At 70.8% G+C, this 23,687-nt stretch carries 16 protein-coding genes and 1 tRNA gene; 6 read left to right on the top strand and 11 right to left on the bottom strand.

Translation table 11 applies throughout. The features are described from left to right. Positions 1–16 precede the first annotated feature (16 nt). Positions 17–976 (top strand): phosphatase PAP2 family protein, encoded by a 960-nt coding sequence (locus WBG79_RS07915; RefSeq protein ID WP_337356564.1) that lies wholly within the window; start codon positions 17–19, stop codon positions 974–976. A 22-nt stretch (positions 977–998) separates the two neighbouring features. Then, complete coding sequence (locus WBG79_RS07910) at positions 999–1,361, top strand: phasin family protein (protein WP_337356563.1); 363 nt, start codon at positions 999–1,001, stop codon at positions 1,359–1,361. 83 nt (positions 1,362–1,444) lie between these two features. Here WBG79_RS07910 and tkt read toward each other — a convergent pair whose 3' ends face one another. The 5 genes from tkt to WBG79_RS07885 form a co-directional block, all read right to left on the bottom strand. After that, the gene (tkt, locus tag WBG79_RS07905; protein ID WP_337356562.1) at positions 1,445–3,454 is read right to left on the bottom strand and encodes a transketolase; all 2,010 of its coding nucleotides are present in this window, start codon (positions 3,452–3,454) and stop codon (positions 1,445–1,447) included. Between the two features lie 108 nt (positions 3,455–3,562). Beyond that, positions 3,563–4,438, bottom strand: a complete 876-nt coding sequence (locus tag WBG79_RS07900; protein WP_337356561.1) for a phosphoribulokinase — start codon at positions 4,436–4,438, stop codon at positions 3,563–3,565. A 13-nt stretch (positions 4,439–4,451) separates the two neighbouring features. Beyond that, on the bottom strand, positions 4,452–5,519 hold the full coding sequence (locus WBG79_RS07895; RefSeq protein WP_337357905.1) for a class 1 fructose-bisphosphatase: 1,068 nt from the start codon (positions 5,517–5,519) through the stop codon (positions 4,452–4,454). A gap of 25 nt (positions 5,520–5,544) precedes the next feature. After that, positions 5,545–6,447 (bottom strand): CbbX protein, encoded by a 903-nt coding sequence (cbbX, locus tag WBG79_RS07890; protein WP_337356560.1) that lies wholly within the window; start codon positions 6,445–6,447, stop codon positions 5,545–5,547. A gap of 139 nt (positions 6,448–6,586) precedes the next feature. Further along, positions 6,587–7,006 carry a ribulose bisphosphate carboxylase small subunit gene (locus WBG79_RS07885; protein WP_337356559.1) on the bottom strand — a complete coding sequence of 140 codons (420 nt, stop codon included), beginning with the start codon at positions 7,004–7,006 and terminating at the stop codon, positions 6,587–6,589. A 161-nt stretch (positions 7,007–7,167) separates the two neighbouring features. Here WBG79_RS07885 and WBG79_RS07880 point away from each other — a divergent pair, with 161 nt between their 5' ends. The 4 genes from WBG79_RS07880 (at position 7,168) to WBG79_RS07865 (ending at position 16,229) form a co-directional block, all read left to right on the top strand. Continuing rightward, positions 7,168–8,088 carry a LysR family transcriptional regulator gene (locus tag WBG79_RS07880; RefSeq protein WP_337356558.1) on the top strand — a complete coding sequence of 307 codons (921 nt, stop codon included), beginning with the start codon at positions 7,168–7,170 and terminating at the stop codon, positions 8,086–8,088. A gap of 147 nt (positions 8,089–8,235) precedes the next feature. Further along, on the top strand, positions 8,236–9,630 hold the full coding sequence (locus WBG79_RS07875) for a porin (RefSeq protein WP_337356557.1): 1,395 nt from the start codon (positions 8,236–8,238) through the stop codon (positions 9,628–9,630). Between the two features lie 223 nt (positions 9,631–9,853). Further along, complete coding sequence (locus tag WBG79_RS07870) at positions 9,854–15,352, top strand: BON domain-containing protein (RefSeq protein WP_337356556.1); 5,499 nt, start codon at positions 9,854–9,856, stop codon at positions 15,350–15,352. Positions 15,353–15,410: 58 nt separating this feature from the next. After that, positions 15,411–16,229, top strand: a complete 819-nt coding sequence (locus WBG79_RS07865; RefSeq protein ID WP_337356555.1) for a hypothetical protein — start codon at positions 15,411–15,413, stop codon at positions 16,227–16,229. Between the two features lie 77 nt (positions 16,230–16,306). Here WBG79_RS07865 and WBG79_RS07860 read toward each other — a convergent pair whose 3' ends face one another. The 6 genes from WBG79_RS07860 to WBG79_RS07835 all read right to left on the bottom strand — a co-directional run bounded on the left by WBG79_RS07860 (position 16,307) and on the right by WBG79_RS07835 (position 23,650). Next, a complete protein-coding gene (locus WBG79_RS07860; RefSeq protein WP_337356554.1) occupies positions 16,307–18,031 on the bottom strand; it encodes an adenylate/guanylate cyclase domain-containing protein in 1,725 nt (574 codons plus the stop codon). A gap of 116 nt (positions 18,032–18,147) precedes the next feature. Next, complete coding sequence (locus WBG79_RS07855; RefSeq protein WP_337356553.1) at positions 18,148–19,746, bottom strand: ABC transporter ATP-binding protein; 1,599 nt, start codon at positions 19,744–19,746, stop codon at positions 18,148–18,150. A 1-nt stretch (position 19,747) separates the two neighbouring features. Beyond that, positions 19,748–20,854, bottom strand: coding sequence for an ABC transporter permease subunit (locus tag WBG79_RS07850; protein WP_337356552.1), 1,107 nt, complete (start codon positions 20,852–20,854; stop codon positions 19,748–19,750). After that, positions 20,851–21,771, bottom strand: a complete 921-nt coding sequence (locus WBG79_RS07845) for an ABC transporter permease subunit (RefSeq protein WP_337356551.1) — start codon at positions 21,769–21,771, stop codon at positions 20,851–20,853. The genes WBG79_RS07850 and WBG79_RS07845 overlap by 4 nt, the downstream gene beginning before the upstream one ends. A gap of 58 nt (positions 21,772–21,829) precedes the next feature. Continuing rightward, positions 21,830–23,428, bottom strand: a complete 1,599-nt coding sequence (locus tag WBG79_RS07840) for a peptide ABC transporter substrate-binding protein (protein ID WP_443147413.1) — start codon at positions 23,426–23,428, stop codon at positions 21,830–21,832. Between the two features lie 147 nt (positions 23,429–23,575). Continuing rightward, positions 23,576–23,650 (bottom strand) — tRNA-Val (locus WBG79_RS07835). Positions 23,651–23,687 lie beyond the last annotated feature (37 nt).

The following is a 23,687-nucleotide window of genomic DNA, read 5'->3' as shown; positions in this document are numbered from 1 at the left end:
ACCTGGAGTATAGTCCATGTCCCGTTATCAATTCCGAATAATGAATGTCGTTATCCTGAGCACATTGGGATTTCAGATCTGTGTTTTTTCTTTTCTTCTTCTGCTGACTTCGGCATCGGTAGATTTCGCGAGTGGGCCCCACTTCGCTTTCGTGTTCGGGTTTCTGGCCACGATCCATATCGGCTACCGCACGGTGGTCGACCGCCCGCAAGTCCGGCTCGCCGTCCAGTGCCTCGCAGCCATGCTTTTCACCACGATCATGGGCGGTGCGACCGCGATCGTGGCGCTCGGGCTGGAGCTTCCCTTCATAGACCCGTGGCTGGCCCAGGCCGACCGCACTCTCGGATACGATCCGGAAGCCCTCGTCCTTGGACTCAAACGTGTCCCGTACGCGATTCCGACGATCTTCTTCGGCTATGACAAGATCGACCGAGCTCTCATTCTGGCTGTCGTCGGTCTGGCCGGTCTTGGGCGATCGGATCGGGTGAGGGAACTTTGCCTGATCTATGTCGTCACCCTCGCTTTCGCCTGCACGGTGTCGATCGTCTTGCCCGCTCAGGGCGCCTTCCTCCATTTGCCGATCTCCGAGGAGATGAAGCGCGCCCTGCCGGCAGGTTCGGGCGTCTATCATCTCGGCGTCCTGGACGCCTGGCGCTCCGGCGCGGTGAGGACGCTGGATCTCGGACGCCTTCCCGGCGTGGTCACCTTTCCATCGTTCCATACGGCCATGGCGCTGATGCTGGCCTGGAGCGTTCGGGGCATTCCTTGGGTAAGGTGGCCCACGATCCTCTTCGCGGCAGCGGCGTTGGGCGGAGTCCTCCCGATCGGCGGCCACTATTTCGTCGACGTCATCGGTGGCGCCGTGTGCTTCGCAGCAGCCGCGTGGCTCGCCAGGGAGGTCGCCCGCGATCGGCAGCTCCCGCCTGCGCCTCGGAACCTGCTGGACTCTCGCGGAGTATCCGTCTTACCTCGGTGATCGGAGCAGGGAGGACGACACCATGGCAAACGAACCTAAGAACCCCTTCGAGGGCTGGCCCAACATGGACTGGACCAAGGACCTCGCGTCCTTCTGGTCGCAGGCGCCGAAGGGCGTGCCGGGCGGCAACACGGAGATGATCGAGCGGATCCAGAAGCTGTCGCGCGAGACGATGGGCTTCGTCGAGGAGCGCATGCGGAAGGACATGGAGACGGTCCGGGCCCTCACGGAGGCCAAGACCCCCATGGATGTCGGGCGAATCCAGATGGAGTTCTTCCAGGGCCTCGTCACCGACTACAACCGGCAGGCCATGAAGATGGCCGAGGAGGCGGGCAAGAACCTGACCGCCGCCTTCGGCAAATGGCCGGGCATGCCGGGCAAGTGAGAAGGGTGGGCAGTAGGCAGTAGGCGGCAGGATCCAACGGCCGACTGCCCAATCCAGACTGCCGACTGTCTCATCCCGACTGCCTAACCCTTGGCTGCCACCGACCGCGCGGCCTCGGCCACCGCGTCCGCGGTGACCCCGAGATAGGCGTAGACGGCCTTCTCGGGGGCGGATTCGCCGAAGCGGTCGATGCCGACGACCTTGCCGGTGCGGCCCACATACTTCCACCAGCCGCGGGTGCAGCCGGCCTCGACGGCGACGACGGGGATCGCGGGCGGCAGCACGGCCGCCTGCCAGGCCGCGTCCTGGGCGTCGAAGCGCTCGGTGCAAGGCATCGAGACGACCCGCGCGGGGATGCCCTCGGCGGCCAGACTGTCCGCCGCCTCGGTGGCGAGTTTCACCTCGGAGCCGGTGGCGAGCAGGGTGACGCGGGCGCCGGCCGCCTCGCGCAGGACATAGCCGCCGCGCGCGATGGCGGCGAGGCCGTCGGCGTCGCGCGGCTGCACCGGCAGGCCCTGGCGGGACAGGAGCAGCGCGCTCGGCCCGTCCTTGCGGGCGACCGCCGCCGTCCAGGCCGCCACCGTCTCGGCCGGGTCGGCCGGGCGCCAGACCTGCAGGTTGGGGATCAGGCGCAGGGATTCGGCGTGCTCGACGGGCTGGTGGGTCGGACCGTCCTCGCCGAGGCCGATCGAGTCGTGGGTGTAGACGTGCACGACGCGCTGGCGCATCAGCGCCGACATGCGCACGGCGTTGCGGGCGTAGTCCGAGAAGACCAGGAAGGTCGCCACGAAGGGCAGGAAGCCGCCGTGCAGCGCGATGCCGTTGGCGATCGCGGTCATGCCGAACTCGCGCACGCCGTACAGGATCGTGTTGCCCGCCGGGTCGGAGGTGATCGGCAGCGTGCCCTTGAAGTTCGTCAGGTTGGAGTGGGTCAGGTCCGCCGAGCCGCCGAGGAACTCGGGGAGCTTCGGGGCGAGCAAGTTGAGGGCGTTCTGGCTCGCCTTGCGGGTGGCGATCACCTCGGTCTTAGCCTGGGTCTCGGCGAGCGCGGCCTCGGCGAAGGTCGCGAAGTCGGCCGGCAGGTCGCCGGCCATGCGACGCTCGAACTCGGCGGCGAGCTCCGGGTGGGCCGACCGGTAGGCGGCGAAACGGGCCGTCCAGGCGTCCTCGGCCTCGGCACCCTTCTGGCGCGCGTTCCAGGTCGCGTAGACCGCGGCGGGCACCTCGAAGGGGGCGTGCGGCCAGTTCATGGCGGCGCGCACGGCGGCGATCTCGTCGGCGCCGAGCGGCGCGCCGTGGCTGTCCTGGTGGCCCTGCTTCTTGGGCGAGCCCTTGCCGATGACCGTCTTGCAGCAGATCAGGGAGGGCTTGTCGGCGACCGCGCGGGCGGCCGCGATGGCGGCGTCGACGGCATCGAAATCGTGGCCGTCGACGGCCCGGATCACGTGCCAGCCGTAGGCCTCGAAGCGGGCGGGCGTGTCGTCGGCGAACCAGTCGCCGACCTTGCCGTCGATCGAGATGCCGTTGTCGTCGTAGAGGGCGATCAGCTTGCCGAGGCCGAGGCGGCCGGCGAGCGAGCAGACCTCGTGGCTGATGCCCTCCATCAGGCAGCCGTCGCCGACGGTCACGTAGGTCCGGTGGTCGACGATCGTGTGGCCGGGGCGGTTGAACTGGGCGGCGAGCGTCTTCTCGGCGATCGCCATGCCTACCGCGTTGGCGAGGCCCTGGCCGAGGGGGCCGGTGGTCGTCTCGACGCCGGGCGTGTAGCCCCATTCGGGATGGCCGGGGGTCCTGGAATGGAGCTGGCGGAAGCGCTTCAGCTCGTCGATCGGCAGGTCGTAGCCCGACAGGTGCAGGAGCGCGTAGACCAGCATGGAGCCGTGGCCGTTCGACATGACGAAGCGGTCGCGGTCGTGCCAGTGCGGGTTGGCCGGGTTGTGCTTCAGGTGCTTCAGCCAGAGCGCGGCGGCGATCTCGGCCATGCCCATCGGGGCGCCCGGGTGGCCGGACTTCGCCTGCTCGACGGCGTCCATGGCGAGCGCGCGGATCGCCGCGGTCACGGGCCAGGTCAGATCGCGGGCGGGGACGGTCATCGTATCGCTCCTCCGGCCGGCCGTACGGCGGCCGGTCGCTCGACATCGGATCTTCAGGGGCTCTGCATCGGCAAGAGGCAGGCCCGAGCCGGGCCGGCGGCGCCGCTTCTACAGCGCCCGGCGCTTCCGGTCCATCAGCTGAAGGATCATGGGCGTCAGAATCAGCTGCATGGCGATGTCGAGCTTCGAGCCGGGGATGACGATCGAGTTCGCGCGGCTCATGAAGCTGTCCTTGATCATGGAGATCAGGTACGGGAAATCGATCCCCCGCGGGCTCTTGAAGCGGATCACGACGAGGCTTTCGTCCGGCGTCGGGATCCAGCGCGCCACGAAGGGGTTGGACGTGTCGACCGTGGGCACGCGCTGGAAGTTGATGTCGGTCTCAGTGAACTGCGGGCAGATGTAGTGGACGTAGTCCGGCATGCGGCGGAGAATTGTATCCATGACGGCTTCCGTCGAATAGCCGCGGGTTTGCCGGTCGCGGTGGATCTTCTGAATCCACTCGAGGTTCAGCACCGGGACGACCCCGATCTTCAGGTCGGCGACGCGGGCGATGTCGATCCTGTCGGTGATCGTCGCGCCGTGCAGGCCCTCGTAGAACAGGATGTCGGTTCCGGCCGGGAAATCCTCCCAGTCGCTGAAGGTGCCCTCGGGCAGGCCGTGGGCCTCGGCGGTCTCGCGGTCGTGCATGTAGAGCCGGGTGCGGCCGCGGCCGTGCTCGGCATAGGTCCGCAACACCTCCTGCAGTTCCTCGAGAAGGTTGGCGTCCGGGCCGAAGTGACTGAAGTTGTTGTTGCCCCTGGCGGCCTCCTCGGCCATCACGCGCTGCATCGTGGCGCGGTCGTAGCGGTGGAAGGCGTCGCCCTCGATATAGGCGGCCTCAATGCCCTCGCGCCGGAAGATCTGCTCGAAGATCTTCTTGACCGAGGTGGTGCCGGCGCCGGAGGAGCCCGTGACGGAGATGATCGGGTGGCGGACCGACATGCGATGATCTCCGTCAGGCCCGGAACAGGCCGCGGCGGCCGAACAGCGGGGAGCGCTCGGAGTGGGGATGCGGATCGGCATGGTGATGCTCGATCCGCTCGATCTCGGTCTTGGAGCCGAAGATGAAGGGCACCCGCTGGTGCAGGTGGCGCGGCTCGACGTGGAGGATCGAGACCTCGCCCGTGGTCGAGGCACCCCCGGCCTCCTCGACGAGCAGCGATATCGGGTTCGCCTCGTAGACGAGGCGCAGCCGGCCCTCGTGGTATCCCCGGCGGCGGTCGGAGGGGTAGAGGAAGACGCCGCCACGCACCAGGATCCGGTGGCACTCGGCGACCAGCGAGGCGATCCAGCGCATGTTGAAGTTCTCGCCGCGCGGTCCCTCCTCGCCGGCGAGGCAGTCCTCGACGTAGACGCGGATGGGATCGTCCCAGTGACGGGAATTCGCGGTGTTGATGGCGAACTCGTGCGTGCGCTCCGGGACCCGGACGGAGGGCGTGGTCAGGCGGAAGGTGCCGGACCGGCGGTCGAGCGTGAACAGCATGGTGCCGGCGCGGAGCGTCAGGGCAAGGGCGGTCTGCGGTCCGTAGATCACGTAGCCGGCGGCGAGCTGGCCGCGGCCGGGCTGCAGGAACGGGCCATGCTCGAGGGCCGCGCCGGCCTCGGCGGCGAGCGCGGGGAAGTCCGGCGGGGCGGGCAGGATCGAGAAGATCGTGCCGATCGAGACGTTGGTGTCGATGTTGGACGAGCCGTCGAGGGGGTCGACGGCCAGGAGCAGCGGCGCGCGGGGATCGAGCACGACCGGGTGGTCACGCTCCTCGGACGCGAAGGCGGCGACGGGCGAGGCCGCGGCGGCGGCGAGGAAGCGATCGTCGGCGATCCGGTCGAGCTCCTTCTGGACCTCGCCCTGGACGTTCTCGGCGACGGCGGCGCCGAGCGCGCCGGCCAGCGGGCCGTCGGCGACCAGGCCGGCGATCTCGGCGGCGGCGGCGGCGAGCGCCGCCACCGTCCGGGCGATCTCGGCACGGGCGGGCACGCCCGCCGCCCAGTCGGCGAGCACGTCGTCGAGCGACGGCTTCATCATCACGCGCGGAGGCTCCCCGGCCGGACTAGTCCCTGAAGACACGACTTGCTCGTATGTCCGAAGCCTCGATGGTAATCAACATGTCCCGATCGACGATGCCGGATCCCTGGAAGAGCCTGTTGGCCTGGCGCAGGCGCGCGCGATCGACGGCGTTGCGGATCGAGCGGGCGTTGGCGAAGTTCGGCTGGGTGCGGCGGCGGGCGACGTAGTCGGCGAGCGCCGCCTCGGCCTCCGCGGAGAAGCGGTAGCCCTCGCGGGCGGCGATGCGGCCGGCGATCTCGAAGAGCTCCTCGTTGGAGTAGTCCGGGAACTCGACATGGTGGGCGACGCGCGAGCGGATGCCCGGGTTGGCGGCGAAGAAGACCTCCATCCGCTCCCTGTAGCCCGCCAGGATGACGACCAGGTCGTCGCGCTGGTTCTCCATGACCTGGAGGAGGATTTCGATCGCCTCCTGGCCGTAGTCCTTCTCGTTCTCGGGCCGGTAGAGGTAGTAGGCCTCGTCGATGAACAGGACGCCGCCCAGCGCCCGCTTCAGGACTTCCTTGGTTTTCGGAGCCGTGTGGCCGATGTACTGGCCGACGAGGTCGTCGCGCGTGACGGCGACCAGGTGTCCGCGCCGGATGTAGCCGAGGCGGTGCAGGATGCCGGCCATTCGGGAGGCGACGGTCGTCTTGCCGGTGCCCGGGTTGCCGGTGAAACACATGTGGAGGGTCGGCGGCTGGGTCGGAACGCCGAGACGCTGGCGCGCCCGGACCACCAGCAGGAAAGCCGCGATCTCGCGGATCCGCCGCTTGACGGGCTCGAGGCCCACGAGGTCGCGATCGAGCTCGGCGAGGAGCGCGCCGATCTCGGTTTCCGCATAGAGCGCCTTCAGGTCCAGCGTCCCGGAGGGCGCCGGATCCGGACCGGGCAAGGAATCGGACATCATGGGGCGAGGATCCGTCAGGAGGCGGATCCTAGTCGATCGGGGCGGCGCCGGCCATGCGGCGCATTTCCACGCTCGGCTGCCCCGAGCCGGTCCGCGCCGGGCTCACGGGCGGCCGTCGCCTTCGCGCGTCAGTCGGACCTCAGCCGCGCATGCCGCCGAAGCGGCGCTCCATGGCGGGCGGCTGGACGCGGTAGCGCGGCGCGCGGTTGGCGAATTCGGGCCGCTCCATGCGGAACACCGAGGCCTCGCGCGGGCGGTTGATGATGAAGGAGAGGCGGACCTCCTCGAAGCCGCGGCTCGAATCATGGGCGCTGATGCGGACGTGGTGGCGCGGGTTGGCGTTGCGGCAGACCCGGATCGCCTCCATGACGCCCGCCACACCTCCGGCGGCGACGTCGTGGTCGCCCCAGGACTCCCAGTAGGTGGCGCGGGACTCGATCTCGTCGGTCATGTCGATGCTGATGACCCAGTCGTTGGCGAGGCAGTATTCGACCTGTCGGCGGATCTGGTCCTCCGTGAGCTCCGGCAGGAAGGTGAACAGGCCCTGGGTGATTTTCATGTTTCGCTCCCTTGCGGACCGGCCGGGCCGGGGAGCGGCGCTCACCCGGACGACACGCTGTCCGCAACCAGGATCATCTGCCGCGGTGCGGCTTAAGTAAATTTGGGATATTTTGGCCAAGCATTAAATTTCCTGAAATTCCGAGGCTGGAGCGGAGAGCCATGCGGCACGTCACCCTCAAGCAGCTGCGCGCGCTGGCTGCCGTGATGCGGAGCGGCTCCTTCGCGGGCGCGGCGGAGGCGCTGCATCTCACCCCCCCGGCGGTGACCGTCCAGATGCGCCAGCTCGAGGAGGCGGCCGGGCTGCCGCTGGTCGAGCGGCTCGCCGACGGGCTGCGGCTGACAGAGGCCGGCCGGGAGGTGCTGGCGACCGTGGAGCGGATCGAGCTGGCGCTGGCCGACTGCACGCGGGCGCTCGAGGCGCTGCGCAGTGCCGGCCGCGGGGTCGTTTCGGTCGGGGTCATCTCGACGGCCAAGTACTACGCCCCGCGGGCGCTCGCCGACTTCCTCAAGGCGCATCCGGGCCTGGAGCTGAAGCTCACGATCGGCAACCGGGGCGAGATCATCGCGGCGCTCAAGGAGGGCGCGGTCGACGTGGCGATCATGGGACGGCCGCCGGACGAGCTGGAGGTCGAGCTGTCGGAGATCGGGCCGCATCCGCACGTGGTCATCGCCCCGCCCGACCACCCGCTCGCGGCGGCCCGGGACCTCGCGCCCGAGGCGCTGGCGGACGAGACCTTCCTCTTGCGCGAATCCGGCTCCGGGACGCGGATCCTGATGGAGCGGTTCTTCGCCGGCCACGGGCTGCAGCCGCGGGTCGGCCTGGAGATGGGATCGAACGAGACCATCAAGCAGGCGGTGATGGCCGGTCTCGGCATCGCGTTCATCTCGGCCCATACCATCGCGGCGGAGATCGGGGACGGGCGACTGGTCGTGCTCGACGTCAGGGGTCTCCCCATCCTCAGGGCCTGGTACGTGGTCCAATTGCGGCACCGGCGGCTGCTGCCGGCCCCGAGCGCGCTCGCGGCCTTCCTGCGCGAACACGGCCAGGGCTACCTGCCCGCGCCCCCGCGGCCGACCTGACGTTACGGCCTGGACCCGGCCTTGTTGCAGGTGCGCAACTGGTGGCGGCGAAACCGCAGGATACGGTGCTCCGCGGCCGCCGGTAACGTGGTCTTGGACGGAATCGGTCTATAAGCTGACAGACGATTGCCTCAGGGGATGTGTGCGATGCGGCGCGTACTGGTGTCACTGATGGGTGCGGCGATGGCCGGCTGGGTCGGGTCCCCGGCAGGCGCGGCCGATCTCGGGCGCCCGGCTCCGGCCGCGGTCGACTACGTCAAGGTCTGCGACGCGTACGGGTCCGGCTTCTTCTACATTCCGGGGACGGAGACCTGCCTCAGGATCGGCGGCGGCGTCCGGTTCGACGCGGACTACGCGCAGGAGCGCTTCGTCCAGCAGGCGAACCGCTATGTCACGCCCTACCCCTACCGGAACTGGAACGCGATCTCGACGCTGGCCCGCGCCCGCATTGACTTCGAGGCCCGCACGGGCACCGAGTACGGCCTGCTGCGCAGCGTCGCGCGCATCGAGTTCGAGAACGGCACGTTCCACGAGACCTTCGACCCCGTCACGCTCGCGGCCCGGAACCTGAGCTTCAACCGCACCATCCTGCGCGAGGGCTACGTGCAGTGGGGCGGGCTGACGGCCGGCATTACCTACTCGTACTTCAACCTGCCCTTCTTCCTGACCTATTCGAACCCGCTGACGGCCGACCAGCGCACCAACATGCTGGCCTACACGGTCAGCCAGGGCGGGTTCTCGGCCACCCTGGCCCTCGAGGATCCGACGATCGCACGGCGCGGCTTCATCGGCCCCTACGGGGTCAACTCGCCGGCCGGGTCCAACTACGCGGGCTTCAAGTATCCGGACGTGATCGGGACGGTGAAGTTCACCAGCCCGACCTTTACCGTGCAGGCGTCGGCGGCGGCCCATCACGTCATCCGCTCGCCCTTCGTGCTCGCGACCGGAAACGTCATCGTCAACGGGGTCAACAGGGCGCCCGCCAACGTCAACGTCGGCGGGGCGGACGACTGGGGCTATGCCGCCCAGGTGGGCGGCGAGTGGCGCTTCACGCCGCGGGGCAGCGTCTACGCCGGCCTCGCCTATACCAACGGGGCAAGCCAGTTCTCCGGCGTCGGCGCCGATGACGACCGTCTCGGCGGCGGCACCGGCTTCGCCACGACAGACGGGTTCAGCCGGATCACGAGCGGCAAGTTCCTGCCCACCAAGATCCTGTCCAGCCATATCGGCGCCGGCTACGGCGTGACCGACACCATCAGGCTGGCCGGCAGCATCGGCTACGCCAAGGTCGAGGACGACTTCCGCACGCTCCTCTTCGGGGTCGGCCCGCGCGCGGACTACGACCTGTACAAGACGCTCGCGCTGGTCGAATGGTCGCCGACCCAGAACTTCCGCATCGGTGCCGAACTCGGCTACGCGATGATCGACTTCACGCGCGGGTCCTCGTCCTACGTGGTCAAGAACCCGGCGACCGGCGACAAGTTCAACCTCCGCGACACAGACCGGCTTTCGTTCCTTTTGCGGGTCGACCGCCGCTTCTGAGCCGCCGACCGCACGAGATCCCGAAGGGACCGCCCCGCGCGGTCCCTTCTTTTTTGCTCCGGACGGGCCGGCACTCCCGGGCGGCGGGCCGGCCAGGACGGACGGAGAATTCGTTCACCGCCGGTTCAGCGGCGGCGGTCTGGATTGGCGCGCACACCCCTGGCAGTGTGGCGACGGGCGGCCTTTGCTGGCATAGTGGGCCCGGTTCTGATCAGGATTTTGAATGAAAGACCCGCGGTACCCCTACGCCCTCGACATCGGAACGGAGGTGGCCGGCTACAGGATCACGGAGATCCTGGGCGCGGGCGGATTCGGCATCACTTACAAGGGGTTCAATGACGTCACCCACAAGACGGTGGCGATCAAGGAATTCTACGTCCGCGACATCTCCTCGCGCACGGGCGCGACCGTGGTGGTCGACACCGCCGTCAGCGAAGGGACCTACGAGTACGCGCTGCAGAAGTTCCAGGAAGAGGCGAAGGCGGTCGTCAACCGCTTCCAGCATCCGTACATCATCCGCGGCGAGAACTTCATCCGCTGGAACAACACCTGCTACCTCGTCATGGAGTATGTCGAGGGGGCGAATTTCGAGCAGTGGCTCACGGCGCGGGGGACACCGCCGTCCGAGGACGAGCTGCGCTTCCTGTTCGAGAAGGTCTTCGAGGCCGTGGACTATGTCCACGACCGGAACACGATGCACCGGGACCTGACGCCCCGCAACATCATGATCCGGCCGAGCGGCGACCCGGTGCTCATCGATTTCGGCGCGGCCGGCCAGGGAATCGATCGGGACCGCTCGTCCAAGATGGTCGCGCAGATGCGCTACGCCCCGCCGGAGCAGACCGATTCGGACGGTCCGGGGCAGCACGGGCGCTACACCGACATCTACTCGCTCGGGGCCGTCCTGTACCGGGCGGTCGCGGGCAGCCCGCCGATCGCGTCCGTGACCCGGGTGATGCGCCTCGGGCGGCGCGCCGGGACAGGGACCGACCCCTATGTCCCGGCCGCGGACGCGGCGCTGCAGCCGAACCGATATTCGGCACGCTTCCTCGACGGGATCGACCGCGCGCTCCGTCTCGACGAGGAGGAACGGCCGCAGTCGATCGGCGAACTGAGGGCCGCGCTGGGCTGGGCCGCCGAACCGGCGGTTGAGAGCCTCCCGGCGCCGGACGATCCGAGCCGCACGATCAGCTTCTCGGTCAGTTCTGCCCGGGCCGTGACCGCTTCGCGGGTCGAACGGCCGAGCCAGATGACCGGGGCCGGCCGCGCGGACACGGGCTCCGTGGTCACCGGCGGCGCCCGGCCGTCCGCCGCGCCGGCCGCCGCCGGGGCGTCCGAGGGGGCGCCGCGGCGCGGATCGTTCGCGGCGATCGCGGCCGTCCTGGTGGCACTCATCGTCGCCGCGGGCGCCGTCTACTGGGCGATGGTCGCCCCGCGCGGGCCCGCGCCGGATGCGGGACCGGCCCCGGGCGCCTACGGCCTCCAGGCGGTTCGGGACGGGAGCAGCGTCAAGCTCTCCGGCTTCGCCCCGTCCGAAGGCGACCGCCAGCTCATCCAGGAGAGCATCGCGCGCGCTCTTCCCGGCGCCCAGATCGTCAACCAGATCCGGGTCGCCGACGGCGCCCCGCCCGACTATGTCGAGATGGTCCGCCTGGCGACCGGCGGCCTCGCGGGCCTCGCCAGCGGTTCGGTCAAGATCGAGGGACCGGACGTCGCCATCGAGGGGACGGCGGCGACGCCGGAGAGCTACCGGGCGCTGCAACGCGACTTCGGACGCCCCCTGCCCGGCAACTGGCGCAACCGCCTCGCGGTCCGGCCGGCCGAGATCGTGCCGTTCACCTTCGTGGCCGAGCTGGAGCCCGGCCGGGTCGTGCTCGGCGGCTACGTCCCGGACGACGGCACGCGGACGCGGCTCATCGATACGGCCCGGCGTGCCTTCGCGGGCCAGTCCGTCCAGGACGACACGCGCGTGGCAGGCGGCGCGCCGGCCGGCTTCGAGGACCTCGCCGGCTTCGCGATCGACCGGCTCGCCGGCCTGTCCCTCGGCCGCGTGTCCGTGTCCGGGACGACCGTCGCGATCGAAGGCAGGGCCCGCAGCCCGGAGAGCTTCGCGGCGCTGAAGGCGGCGACGGTCCAGGGCGGACAGGTCACGGCCCAGATCCGGGCGCCGCTGGTGCAGCCGTTCGACTTCGCGATTACGATCGACGGGGACACGGTCGCGCTGACCGGGTTCGTGCCCTCCGACGAGGCGAAGTCCGACCTCGCGACCGCCGCCGGCCAGGTGGCGGGCGGGCGGGCGTTGCGGGACGACACCCGCATCGCGGATGGCGAGCCGCCGGAATTCCGTCGCGCGGCGCGTTTCGCGCTCGAGCAGGTGCCGCACATCGCTCGGGGTCGCGTCTCGCTGTCGGGCCGGACGCTCGCCTTCGACGGCCAGATCGCGAGCCCGGAATCCTTCATGGCCCTGACGGCGGCACTCGCGCCCGACAAGCTGCCGCCGGGCTTCGTCGTCGAGCGCAACACGATCGGGGCACCGCGCATCTCGCCCTATCCCTGGGTGGCGACCTCGGCCATGGGCAGCCTGCGGCTGACCGGCTTCGTGCCGGGCGAGGCGGCGCGGCAGGAGGTGGTCGCCGCCGCGCGCGAGGCCGCGCCCGGGCTCAAGATCGAAGACGAGATGATGATCGGCGAGGGCGCGCCCGCCGGCTTCCTGCAGACCGCGCGACTCGCGCTCGGCCAGATCCCGCGGCTCGCGGGCGGGCGGGTGGCGATCGAGGATGCCAGCCTCGCGCTTGAGGGCACCGCGGCCAATCCGGAGGCCTATGCGGCGACCCTGCGCGATCTCGGCAAGCTCGCCCCCGGGGTGGCCCCGCGGCTCGCCGCCTTCGTGCCCGCGACCGTGGCGCCCTATGGCTGGTCGGCCGAATTCGGCCAGGGACGGATCCGGATCGGCGGATACGTGCCGAGCGAAGAGGTGCGCAGCCAGGTCGTCGAGGCGCTGAAGCGCGCCCAGCCGGCCGCCACGGTCACCGACCAGAGCCTCGTGGCGGCGGGGGCGCCATCCGGTTTCGCCGACCTCGCCGGCTATGCGGCCGGCCGCCTGACCGACCTTGCCGAAGGCCGCGCCACGTTGAACGGCGCGGCGCTGCGGCTCGAAGGCCGCGCCCGCAGCCACGAGGCCTACCAGCAGGTCGTGGCGCGCGACCGGGACCCGGTGCCGGCGGGCGGCAGCCTCGTCTCGGAGGTTCGGCCCGCGGTCGCGAGCCCCTTCGAATGGGCGATCGTCGTGGACCCGCAGTCGGTGGTGCTCTCCGGCTTCGCGCCGAGCGCGGAGGCGAAGGCGGAGGCGGCGCGGATCGCCGGGCAGGCAATCGCCGGGCGCACGCTGAAGGACGAGACGCGGGTGGCCGACGGCGCGCCGGCGGACTTCGCAGCCGCCGTGCGCCACCTCGCCGATCAGGCGCGGCACCTGCAGCGCGGCCGTGCGCTGCTGCGCGACCAGGGGCTGTCGGTGGAGGGCCTGGCGGCGGGTCCGGTCGACTACGACGACCTGCGCCGCGCCGCGGCCGGCACGCTGCCGGCCGGCTACCGCCTCGCCCGGATCGCGGTCGACCCGCCGCGCATCTCGCCCTACGCCTGGTCCGTCACGGTCGACCGGGGCCAGGCGCGGATCGCCGGCTTCGCACCGAACGACCAGGCGCGGCGGGACGTCATGCAGGCGGCGGCCGGCGTCTTCGGCGCGACGGCGGTGCGCGACGAGCTGATGATCGGCGACGGCGCCCCGGACGCCTTCCTTCCCATGATCCGCTACGCGCTGACCCAGGCGGCACGGCTGACGACCGGCACGGCGGCCTACGAGGACACGGCGCTCTCGATCGAGGGCACGGCGGCCACGCCCGACATGCACATCGCCCTGCAGCGGGACCTCGGCAAGCCGGCGGCGGGCACGAGCGTGGCGCGCAGCGTGATCACGCCCGCGACGGTGGCCCCCTACGTGTTCAGCGCCGACGTGACCGGCAACCGGGTCCGCCTCGCGGGCTACATCCCGAGCGAGGACCTGCGCCAGCCCCTTATCGACCAGGCGCGGCGCGCCGGCGCCAACGCTTCGGTTTCGGACGACCTGAAGGTGGCGCGCGGCGCCCCGGCCGGCTTTGCGGAGACCGCCCGCTTCGGCCTGCAGCGGCTCGCCGAGATGGCGGAGGGGCGGGTCTCGATCGCGGATGCGGACCTCAGGATCGAGGGCCGCGCGCGCAGCACGGAGGCCTATGCGGGGGCGGCGGCGGCGAGCCGGGACGCGGTGCCGGGCGGCGCCCGCATGGCCTTCGCGCTGAAGCCCCCGGTGGTCTCGCCCTTCGACTGGTCGGTGCTGGTCGATGGCGGGACGGTCACGCTCACGGGCGTGGTGCCCTCCGAGGAGGCGCGGCGGGAGATCGCGGCCGCGGCCGGCACGGCCGCCGCGGGACGGACCGTCCGGGACGACAGCCGGATCGCGGACGGGGCGCCGGCCGATTTCGTGGCCGCCGCCAAGGTGGCGCTCGACCAGGTGCCGCGGCTGGCGCGCGGGCGCATCGTGCTGTCCGACCGGTCCGTGACGCTGGAGGGCCAGGGTGCGGCGCCCGACAGCTTCGACGGGCTGAAGCGCGCGACCCTGCAGGCGGCCCTGCCGGGCACCTTCCGGGTCTCCCGCTTCAGCGCCAACGCACCCGTGGTGGCGCCCTACACGTGGCAACTGGTGAAGCGCGGCGGCGAGGTGAAGATCTCCGGCTACATGCCCTCCGAGCAGGCCCGGCGCGACCTCCTCGCCTCGGCGGGCGCGGTCGGCGGCTGGAAGGTCAGCGACGAGTTGCTCGTCGGGGACGGGGCGCCCGACCGCTTCGGCGACATCGTCCGCATCGCGGTCACCCAGGCCCAGCGGCTGGAAAGCGGCACGGTCTCGATCGTGGACGGCAGCGTGGCCCTCGACGGCACCGCGGCGACCCCCGAGGCCCACCAGGCGCTGCTCCAGGACCTCGGCGGATCGCTGCCGGGCGGGGCCAAGGCGCGGCTCGACGTGAAGCCGGCGACGGTCGCCCCCTTCACCTGGACCGCCAGGCTCGAGCGCAACCGGCTGCGTCTGACCGGCTACGTCCCGAGCGAGGACGAGCGGCGGCGCGTCGCCGACGTGCTGCGCGCCGCCCTGCCGAAGGGCTTCGATCTCAACGACGAGACGCGCATCGCCGCCGGCGCCGGCTTCGACTTCCGGGCGGCGGCGACCTTCGCGGCCGAGCGGGTGGCGGAGCTCTCGGAAGGCTCCGTGGTGGTCAGCGACGGCACGCTCAAGGTGACCGGCGTGGCGCGGAGCCCGGACACCTACAAGCGGCTGCAGGACGCCCTCGAGGTGGCGGCGCTGCCGCCGGGGCTGTCGGTCGACCACGAGGTGGACCCGCCCAAGGCCGTCGACGCGCCGATCGTGAAGACGCCCGTGGACCGGCCGGACAAGACCGATCGCGGCGACAAGGCCGATCGGCCGGCGACGCGCGAGCCGCCTGCGACGCGCGAGCCGCCGGCCCGGACGCGCCGCGTGCGGCCGCCCGACGAGGAGCCGCCGGCCGTGATCCGGCCCCCGCCGACCACGACCGTGCGGACCGCGCCGGTGGCGCCGGTGGAGCCGCGCGTCGTCCGGCAGCCGCCGCCCCCGGCCTACAACAACCCCACGTCCAACTGCGCGGCGAGCCGCTGCTGAGCGCTGGCCGCTTGGTGTAGAGCCCCCGGCCGAGCCGCCGGGGCGAGGAGCAGGACGCATGTCGACGGCGGAACGGTCCGGGCAGCCGCCGCCCGAGCACGCGGAGCGGGTCCGCTGGCAGGTCAAGGGAAAGCACCCCTGGCGGCAGCGTGTCGGGCGGCTGCTGCCGCCGCTCCTGGACGAGGTGGTCATCTGCGGCGACAGCCACGTGGCATCGGTTTGGAAGGCCTACAAGGCCGGCCACTTCGGCTACCGGACCTGCCGTGCCACGGTGGTGACCAGCGCCTCCTGCATGGGCCTCGCCAATTCCGGTTCGCGCACGCAGGCGGCCGCCCGGTTCCGCGCGGCGCTCCTGCCCTTCCGGCCGCGCAGGGTGCCGTTCTTCCTGATGGGCGAGGTCGACTGCGGCAGTACGATCTGGCTCAAGGCCCATCAAGGCGGCATGACGGTAGAGGATGCGCTCGCCCGGTCGGTCGGCCGCTATCTCGCGTTCCTGGAGTCGGTCGCGGCGGCGGGGTACCGCCGCATCCTGGTCGGCTCGGCGCCGCCGCCGACCGTCGTGACGGAGGATCTAGGCCGGGCGCTGGCCGCGGAGCGGCGCTGGCTGACCGTCCCCTACCCCGACCGCCTGGACCTCACCGAGCGCTTCAACGCCCGGATGGCCGAGGGCTGCCGGACCCGGGGCTACGACTTCCTCGACCTGCGACCGCATTGGACCGATCCGGCGACCGGCGCGGTCAGGGACGCGGTGAGGCCCGCCAACCCGCTCGACCATCATCTCGACGAGCGCGCCATCGGCCCGATCTGGGCCGACGCGATCAAGCAGGCCCTTCGGTCGCCGGGCCTCCTGGGGATCGTCCAGCGCCTGCTCGACTGAGACTGGGGCCGGCTCGCCGGCCGATCGGGCGCCGACGACACTCCTGCCGGCCGCCCGGGGCGGGCGGGTGCGTCCCGTCAATCGACGTTCAGCGCCCTGTCGAGGGCAGCCGACCAGTCGGGCAGGCAACGGACAATGGAGCGCACCGGGTTGATCTCGGCCTCGGAGGTGTTTCGCAGCGCCTTCGCGGCCGTCCGCGCGCCCTCCCGATCCTCCAGGGCGGACGAGCAGAGGGCGACGGCGGCGAGTGCGGCGGGCCACCCCGGTCGCAGCACGAGCGCCCGTCGGGCATCGTCCAGCCCCTTGGCGGGGTCGCCCGAGAAGCAGTAGGCGAGCGCGAGAAACACCGACCAGGTGAAGTTCTGCGGATCGAAGGGCGATAGCCTCAACCCGTGTTCCAGGGCGTGTGCCCCCTCGAGAGCGCGACCCGACTGGAGTTCGGCCATGCCCAGGACGAAATAGCCGAGGGCGAAGCTCGGGTTCAGCGCGACGGCGCGGCGGGCGGCCGCAAGGCCCTTGTCGGTGGCCCCCCTGAAGAGCTCGGCTATGCCCAGGGCGTAGTGGGCATACGGATTCCGCTCGTCCAACTGGATCGCGCGCGTTGCAGTCGCCAAGGCTTCGTCCAGCAGGAGGCCGGGCTTCTCGGTCCAACCGTAGGCGGCGATGCCGGTGGCGGCGCGGCTCGCCCAAAAGAAGCCGTCGGCGAATTCGGGGGCGCTGCGGGTCGCCTCGCGGAACAGGTCCAGTGCCGTCCAGTGCGTCTCAGGCCGGATCTTGTGGAACTCCCACATGCCGCGGCGCACCAGGTCCCAGGCCGTCAGGCTGCGCGGACGGTCGGCGCCGCGCTGGCCCTCCTTCTTCAGGAGTTCCGGCTCGATGGCCCCCGCCACCGCCTCCGTGATCTCGTCCTGCAAGGCGAACAGGTCGCCCATGTCGCGGTCGTAGCGCTCCGCCCAGATCGAGCCGCCGGTCTCGGCCTCGATGAGCTGGGCCGAAATGCGCAGGCGCGAGCCGCTGCGCCGCAGACTTCCGGTCAGGACGTAGCGGACACCGAGGAGACGGGCGATCTCGTCGGTCAGCATCGCGCGGCCCCTGAAGGCGAAGGACGAATTCCGCGACATCACGAAGAGCCAGCGTGACCGGGCGAGTGCGGTGGTGACATCGTCCGCGATGCCGTCGGCCAGATATTCCTGCTCCGGGTCCCCGCTCAGATTGGCGAAAGGCAGGACGGCGATGGACGGGCGGTCGCCCCTGTCGAGGCTCGGCCGGACCGACTTCGGCTCGTCCGTGGAGGCGGCCCCGGGTTTCAGGCGGTAGACCCGGATCTGCCGCGCGATGTTCTTGAGCTGCCGTTCGCCGCCGTCCTCGAAGGGGAGCGCCAGCTTGCCCTCCAGTTCATTGAAGACCTTGTCGGAGACGCACAGGCCGCCGGGATCGGCGACTTCCTGAAGTCTCGCCGCAACGTTGACGCTGTCGCCGAAGATGTCGCCGTCGTCGTCGACCGCCACGTCGCCCATGTTGATGCCGATGCGCAGCACGATCGCCGGGGTGCCGCCCCACGTCGCCATCGTGGTCTGGGTTTCTACGGCCGCAAGCACGGCTTCGACGGGGCTCCCGAACTCGATCAGCGCCCCGTCGCCCATCGTCTTCACCGTGCGACCGGAATGCCGGGTCACCGCCGGACCGACGATCGTGTCGAAGACCGCCCTGATCGCGCGCAACGCGCCGCTTTCGTCAGCCTGGATCAGGCGCGACGAGCCCACCACGTCCAGCGCAAGGACCGCGCTCAGCCGCCGCTTCATGGTCGCCCGCCCATGGGGGCCCCTGCCGGTCGAGGAACAGAACCTTCGCACCGAGATGCCCGAACCAGACTAGCACAGGGGCCGGACAGGCGGGAGGCGGCGACTTCGGCGGCCGGTTAGCCGACGGCGTCGAGCATCGCGGCGGCGAGGAGGCGGGCCGTGTAGGGGTGGCTCGGCTCGCGGAAGAGACGGTCGGCGGGGCCGCGTTCGACGACGCGGCCGTCCTTCATGACGAGGACGTCGTCCGACATGGCGCGCACGATCCTGAGGTCGTGGCTGATGAAGAGGTAGGCGAGGTCGTACTTGGCCTGCAGGCCGCGCAGCAGGTCCACGACGGCCTTCTGGACCGAGCGGTCGAGGGCGGAGGTGGGCTCGTCGAGGACCACCAGGCGCGGCTTCAGGATCAGGGCGCGCGCGATGGCGATGCGCTGGCGCTGGCCGCCGGAGAATTCGTGGGGGAAGCGGTTGCGGGCGGCCGCGTCGATCTGCACCTCCTCGAGCGCGGCGGCCGCGCGGGCGTCCCGGTCGGCCCGGGTCAGGGCGGGCTCGTGCACGCGCAGGCCCTCGGCGACGATCTCGCCGACGGTCATGCGCGGCGACAGCGACCCGAAGGGGTCCTGGAAGACGAGCTGCAGGGACCGGCGCAGGGGCCGCATGGCGGCGCGGTCGAGCGGGCCGAGGTCGCGGTCCTCGAAGCGGACGAGGCCGGCGGCCGGCAGGAGCTTCAGGAGGGCGCGGCCGAGCGTCGACTTTCCGGAGCCGGACTCGCCCACGACCCCGATCGTCTCGCCGCGGCGGATCGACAGGGAGACGTCCTCGACGGCACGGAACAGCATCGGGGCGCGGAAGAGGCCAGTCGGCAGCTTGAAGGACACCGACACGTTGGCGGCTTCGAGCACGATGGGAGCCGCGTCGGCGACGGGGGCCTTGCGGCCCTCGGGCTCGGCGGCGATCAGCATGCGGGTGTAGGGGTGCGCGGGCGCGGCGAAGAGGCGGTCGACCGGGCCGGCCTCGACCACCTCCCCGGACTTCATGACGAGGACGCGTGAGGCGATGCGCCGGACGAGCGCGAGGTCGTGGGTGATGAAGACCATCCCCATGCCGAGGCGGCGCTGCAGGTCCTCGACCAGGGCGAGGATCTCGGCCTGGATGGTCACGTCCAGGGCGGTCGTGGGCTCGTCGGCGATGAGCAGGTCCGGCCGGCAGGCGAGCGCGATGGCGATCATGACGCGCTGGCGCATGCCGCCGGAGAGCTCGTGCGGATAGGTGCGCAGGCGCCGGTCCGGTTCGGGGATGCGGACGAGCTCCAGGAGTTCGCGCGCCCGCTTCAGGGCCGCCTCGCGAGTCAGCCCCTCGTGGTGGATCAGGGGCTCGGCGATCTGGTCGCCGATGCGCCAGAGCGGGTCGAGGCAGGTCATCGGCTCCTGGAAGATCATGCCGATCTTGCGGCCGCGCACCCGGTCGAGCGCGCGCGGGGGCAGGCCGAGGATCTCGGCACCGTCGACCCGGACGCTGCCCGCCGCCCGGCCGTTCTGGGCGAGGAGGCCCATGACGGCCATCATGGACTGGCTCTTGCCCGAGCCGGACTCGCCGACGATCGCCACCGTCTCGCCGCGGGCGACGTCGAGGTCGAGCCCCTTCACGGCGTGAATCTCGCCGGTCGCGGTGCGGAACCGGACATGGAGGCCGCGGACGGACAGGACGGGAGCGTCCATCTCAGCGGTCCCGCGGGTCGAGGGCGTCGCGCAGGCCGTCGCCCAGGAAGTTGAGGCAGCCAAGCGTGAGGACCAGGACGATGGAGGGGAAGACCAGCAGGTAGGTGGAGTCCTGGATCGACTTGGCGCCCTCGGAGATCAGCACCCCGAGGCTCGTCAGCGGCTCCTGCACGCCGAGGCCGAGGAAGGACAGGAAGCTCTCGATCAGGATGACGCGGGGGACAAGGAGGGTCAGGAAGACCACCACGGTGCCGAGCGTGTTCGGCACGATGTGGCGCATCAGGATGCCGGGCGTGGAGACGCCGAGCGCCTCGGCGGCCTGCACGAACTCCTGCCGTTTCAGCGACAGGGTCTGGCCGCGGACGATGCGGGCCATGTCGAGCCATTCGACCGCGCCGACGGCTAGGAACATCAGGACGAAGTTCCGGCCGAAGAAGACCACCAGCATGATGACGAAGAAGATGAAGGGCAGCGAATAGAGCACGTCGACGGCGCGCATCATCAGCGCGTCGACGCGGCCGCCGAGATAGCCGGCCGTGGCGCCCCAGGCGACCCCGACCACGAGCGCGACGGCGCTCGCCAGGAGGCCGATGGCGAGGGAGACGCGGGTGGCGATCATGGCGCGGGCGAGCAGGTCGCGGCCGTTGCCGTCCGTGCCGAAGAGGAAGCGGACGCGCTCGACGCGCATGTCCAGGACCATGCGCCGGCCCTCGTCCGTCGTCTCCACCACCGTCGCGGCTTCGAAGAGGTCGGAGCGGTCGAACACGGAGGGCAGGCGCGGGTCTATGGCGCGGGGCGCCGTCAGGGTGAGCCGAAGGCTGTCGCCGCGATGCTCGGCGGCGGCGACCGTGGCGCGGACGCGGGCGGCGAGGCGGCGGGCGATGTCCTCCGCGCGGGCCGGGTCCGGATGGGCGGCGAGCGAGGGGGGCGTGCGGACGAAGTCGGGGTAGACGCGGTCGTAGGGGTTGGGGGCGAGGCTCGGGCCGGCGAGCGCGAAGAACGCGACGAGGCCGAGGAGGACGAGGCTCGTCACCGCGGCCCGGTTGGCGAAGAGGCGCGCGCGGGCGTCGGCCCAGAGGGAGCGGCCCACGGCCGCGGCGGCGCTCAATCGAGCCTCACGCGCGGGTCGACCAGCGCGTAGACGAGGTCGACGACGAGGTTGAAGACGATGATGAAGACGGCGATGAGCACGACCGTGCCCATCACCAGCGTGTAGTCGCGGTTCAGCGCGCCCTCGACGAAGAAGCGGCCGACGCCCGGGATGCCGAAGATCGTCTCGACCACGACCGAGCCGGTCAGCAGCGCGGCCGAGGCGGGCCCGAGATAGGAGACGACCGGCAGGGCGGCGGCGCGGAGCGCGTGGCGGACGACGACCGTCGGGGGCAGGCCCGCGGCCTTCAGGGTGCGGATCGGGTTGGAGCGCAGGATCTCGATCAGGCTCGCGCGGGTCAGCCGCGCCACGATGGCGGTCTGCGGCAGCGCGAGGACGAGGACCGGCAGGATCGTGTTGCGCAGGGCGCCGCCGCCCCAGCCGGCCACGGGAAGCCAGGCGAGCCAGATGCCGAAGACGATCTGCAGCAGGGGCGCGACCACGAAGGTCGGGATGGTGATCCCGGCGGTGGCGACCGTCATCACGGCGAAGTCCTCGGCGCGGTTCTGCCGGAAGGCCGCGACGGTGCCGAGGGTGCCGCCGACCAGGACGGCGAGGACGAGCGCCAGGACGCCGAGACGGACGGAGATCGGCAGGGCGCCGGCGAAGAGCTCGGCGACCGTGAAGTCCCGCCAGTAGAAGCTCGGGCCGAAGTCGCCGACGACGACGTTCTTCAGGTAGGTCCAGTACTGCTCGGCGAGCGGCCGGTCCATCTGGTAGATGCGCCGGAGATTCTCCATCACCTTCGCCTCGAGCGGCCGCTCCAGGTCGAACGGTCCGCCCGGGGCGACCCGGATCAGGAAGAACGAGATCGTCACGATGACGAAGACGGTCGGGACCGCGCCCAGCAGCCGGCGGAGCGCATAGCTCAGCATGGGGCGCGGCCCGCCACCGGAGCCGCCGCCCGCCTTTCGGCGCGCTGCCCGTCCGTCCTCACTTCAGCGACAGGAAGCGGGTCGGATGGGCGTCGCGGGTGTTGTCCTCCCAGCCCGCGAGCTTGTCGGAGACGAGGTTCTTGGAGGCGTAGTAGAGGAGCGGCACGAAGGGCAGGTCGCGCATGAAGATCGTCTCGGCCTGCTTCAGCACGGCGGCGCGCTTGACGAGGTCCGTCTCGGCGGCGGCCTTCTTCATAAGGCCATCATACTCGGGGTTCTTGTAGCGCGCGTAGTTGAAGCCGGCATTGTCGCTCTCGACCAGGAACAGGAAGTTCTGCGGGTCGGAATAGTCGGCGATCCAGCCGGCGCGGGCGATGTCGAAGTCGCCGCCGTCGCGCAGGTGCGCGTAGTGGGTCTTCAGGTCGGTGTTGACGTAGGTCACCTCGACGCCGAGCGGCTTCCACATCTCGGCGAGCGCGACCGAGGTCTTCTTGTGGTTCTCGGAGGTGTTGTAGCGGATCTCGAGCTTGATCGGCTTGGCCGGTCCGTAGCCGGCCTCCTTCATGAGCTTCAGGGCCGCCTCCTCCCGGTCGAGCGGGGCCATGTCCTTCCAGGTCGCGTAGGCGGGGCCGCCCTCGTAGTTGGCGACGCCGGGGGGCACGAAGGAGTAGCCGGGCAGCATGGTGCCGCCCCAGATCTGGTCGGCGAGGAACTCGCGGTCGACCACCATGGACAGGGCCTGGCGCACCCGCGCGTCGCCGAGCGGGCCCTTGGTGGTGTTGAAGGCGAAGTAGTAGGTGCCGAGGTAGGGGGCGGTGCGGAACTGCTTGCCGAAGGTCTTCTTGATGAAGTCGACCTGGTCGGCCGGGACGTCGTTGTTGGAGTGCAACTCGCCGGCCTGGAAGCGGCGGAGCGCGGCGGAGCGGTCCTCGGTCGGGTAGAAGACGACGGCGTCGATCTTCACGTTGGCGGCGTCGTGGAACTTCGGGTTCCTCTCGAGCCGGATGTGCGAGGCGGGCACGACCTCCTTCGGCACGTAGGCGCCGTTCGAGACGAAGTTCTCGGCCTTGACGAAGTCCTTGCCGAACTTGGCCACCGATCCCGGGTGGACCGGCAGGCCGGTCGTATGGGTGAGGAGCTGGATGAAGTAGGGCGTCGGGCTCTCGAGCGTGACCTCGAGGGTGCGGTCGTCGACCGCCTTGACGCCGAGCTCCTCGGGCTTCATCTGGCCCTTGTTGATCTTCTCGGCGTTCTTCAGGCAGTAGAGCACGGTCGCGTACTTGGCGCCCGTGGCCGGATCCATCAGGCGGCGGAACGAGAAGGCGAAGTCGGAGGCCTTGACCGGGTCGCCGTTGGACCAGGCGGCATTCGCGCGGATCTTGAACGTGTAGGTCAGGCCGTCCGGGCTGACCGTCCAGGACTCGGCGGCGCCCGGGATCACCTCGGCCTTGGCGCTGTAGGCCACGAGGCCCTCGTAGACGTCGCGCAGGATGTCGCCTTCGGCGACGGTCGACGTCTTGTGGGGGTCGAGGGTCTCGGGCTCGCCGGAATTGCCGCGGTGGTAGACGGTCTCGGCGAGGGCGGCGGGCGCCAGCATGGGGGTGGCGAAGGCCGCGACCAGCGCGAAAGCGCCGAGTTTCCAGCCGGGGACCGTCATGGGAAGCCTCCTGTCGTTCCGGCCGCCGGGGGCGGCAGCAGGTGTCAGGAGGCATCGTGCCCCTTCCCTCGGGGTCACGCAACGGTCAATTCATCGCGCCCGTTGATCAATCCCATCAACGGCTTGCATGCTGTAACGAGAATACGGTGGTGGGCGGTACAGGGATTGAACCTGTGACCCTTCGCGTGTGAAGCGAATGCTCTCCCGCTGAGCTAACCGCCCGGTCGGCACGGGTATAGAGGGGGGCCGGAGGCGAAGT

The sequence above is a fragment of the Prosthecomicrobium sp. N25 genome (assembly GCF_037203705.1).
Taxonomy (GTDB): Bacteria; Pseudomonadota; Alphaproteobacteria; order Rhizobiales; family Ancalomicrobiaceae; genus Prosthecodimorpha.
This window is presented reverse-complemented; position numbering and strand designations above follow the sequence as displayed.

Excerpts from the sequence above, each read along its gene's own strand:
- WBG79_RS07845 (WP_337356551.1), bottom strand. The coding sequence starts at position 21,771 with ATGCTGAGCTATGCGCTCCGCCGGCTGCTGGGCGCGGTCCCGACCGTC.
- WBG79_RS07895 (WP_337357905.1), bottom strand. The coding sequence starts at position 5,519 with ATGATGAAGCCGTCGCTCGACGACGTGCTCGCCGACTGGGCGGCGGGC.
- cbbX (WP_337356560.1), bottom strand. The coding sequence starts at position 6,447 with ATGATGTCCGATTCCTTGCCCGGTCCGGATCCGGCGCCCTCCGGGACG.
- WBG79_RS07880 (WP_337356558.1), top strand. The coding sequence starts at position 7,168 with ATGCGGCACGTCACCCTCAAGCAGCTGCGCGCGCTGGCTGCCGTGATG.
- WBG79_RS07875 (WP_337356557.1), top strand. The coding sequence starts at position 8,236 with ATGCGGCGCGTACTGGTGTCACTGATGGGTGCGGCGATGGCCGGCTGG.
- WBG79_RS07910 (WP_337356563.1), top strand. The coding sequence starts at position 999 with ATGGCAAACGAACCTAAGAACCCCTTCGAGGGCTGGCCCAACATGGAC.
- WBG79_RS07915 (WP_337356564.1), top strand. The coding sequence starts at position 17 with ATGTCCCGTTATCAATTCCGAATAATGAATGTCGTTATCCTGAGCACA.
- WBG79_RS07840 (WP_443147413.1), bottom strand. The coding sequence starts at position 23,428 with ATGACGGTCCCCGGCTGGAAACTCGGCGCTTTCGCGCTGGTCGCGGCC.
- WBG79_RS07870 (WP_337356556.1), top strand. The coding sequence starts at position 9,854 with ATGAAAGACCCGCGGTACCCCTACGCCCTCGACATCGGAACGGAGGTG.
- WBG79_RS07900 (WP_337356561.1), bottom strand. The coding sequence starts at position 4,438 with ATGTCGGTCCGCCACCCGATCATCTCCGTCACGGGCTCCTCCGGCGCC.
- tkt (WP_337356562.1), bottom strand. The coding sequence starts at position 3,454 with ATGACCGTCCCCGCCCGCGATCTGACCTGGCCCGTGACCGCGGCGATC.
- WBG79_RS07885 (WP_337356559.1), bottom strand. The coding sequence starts at position 7,006 with ATGAAAATCACCCAGGGCCTGTTCACCTTCCTGCCGGAGCTCACGGAG.
- WBG79_RS07865 (WP_337356555.1), top strand. The coding sequence starts at position 15,411 with ATGTCGACGGCGGAACGGTCCGGGCAGCCGCCGCCCGAGCACGCGGAG.
- WBG79_RS07855 (WP_337356553.1), bottom strand. The coding sequence starts at position 19,746 with ATGGACGCTCCCGTCCTGTCCGTCCGCGGCCTCCATGTCCGGTTCCGC.
- WBG79_RS07860 (WP_337356554.1), bottom strand. The coding sequence starts at position 18,031 with ATGAAGCGGCGGCTGAGCGCGGTCCTTGCGCTGGACGTGGTGGGCTCG.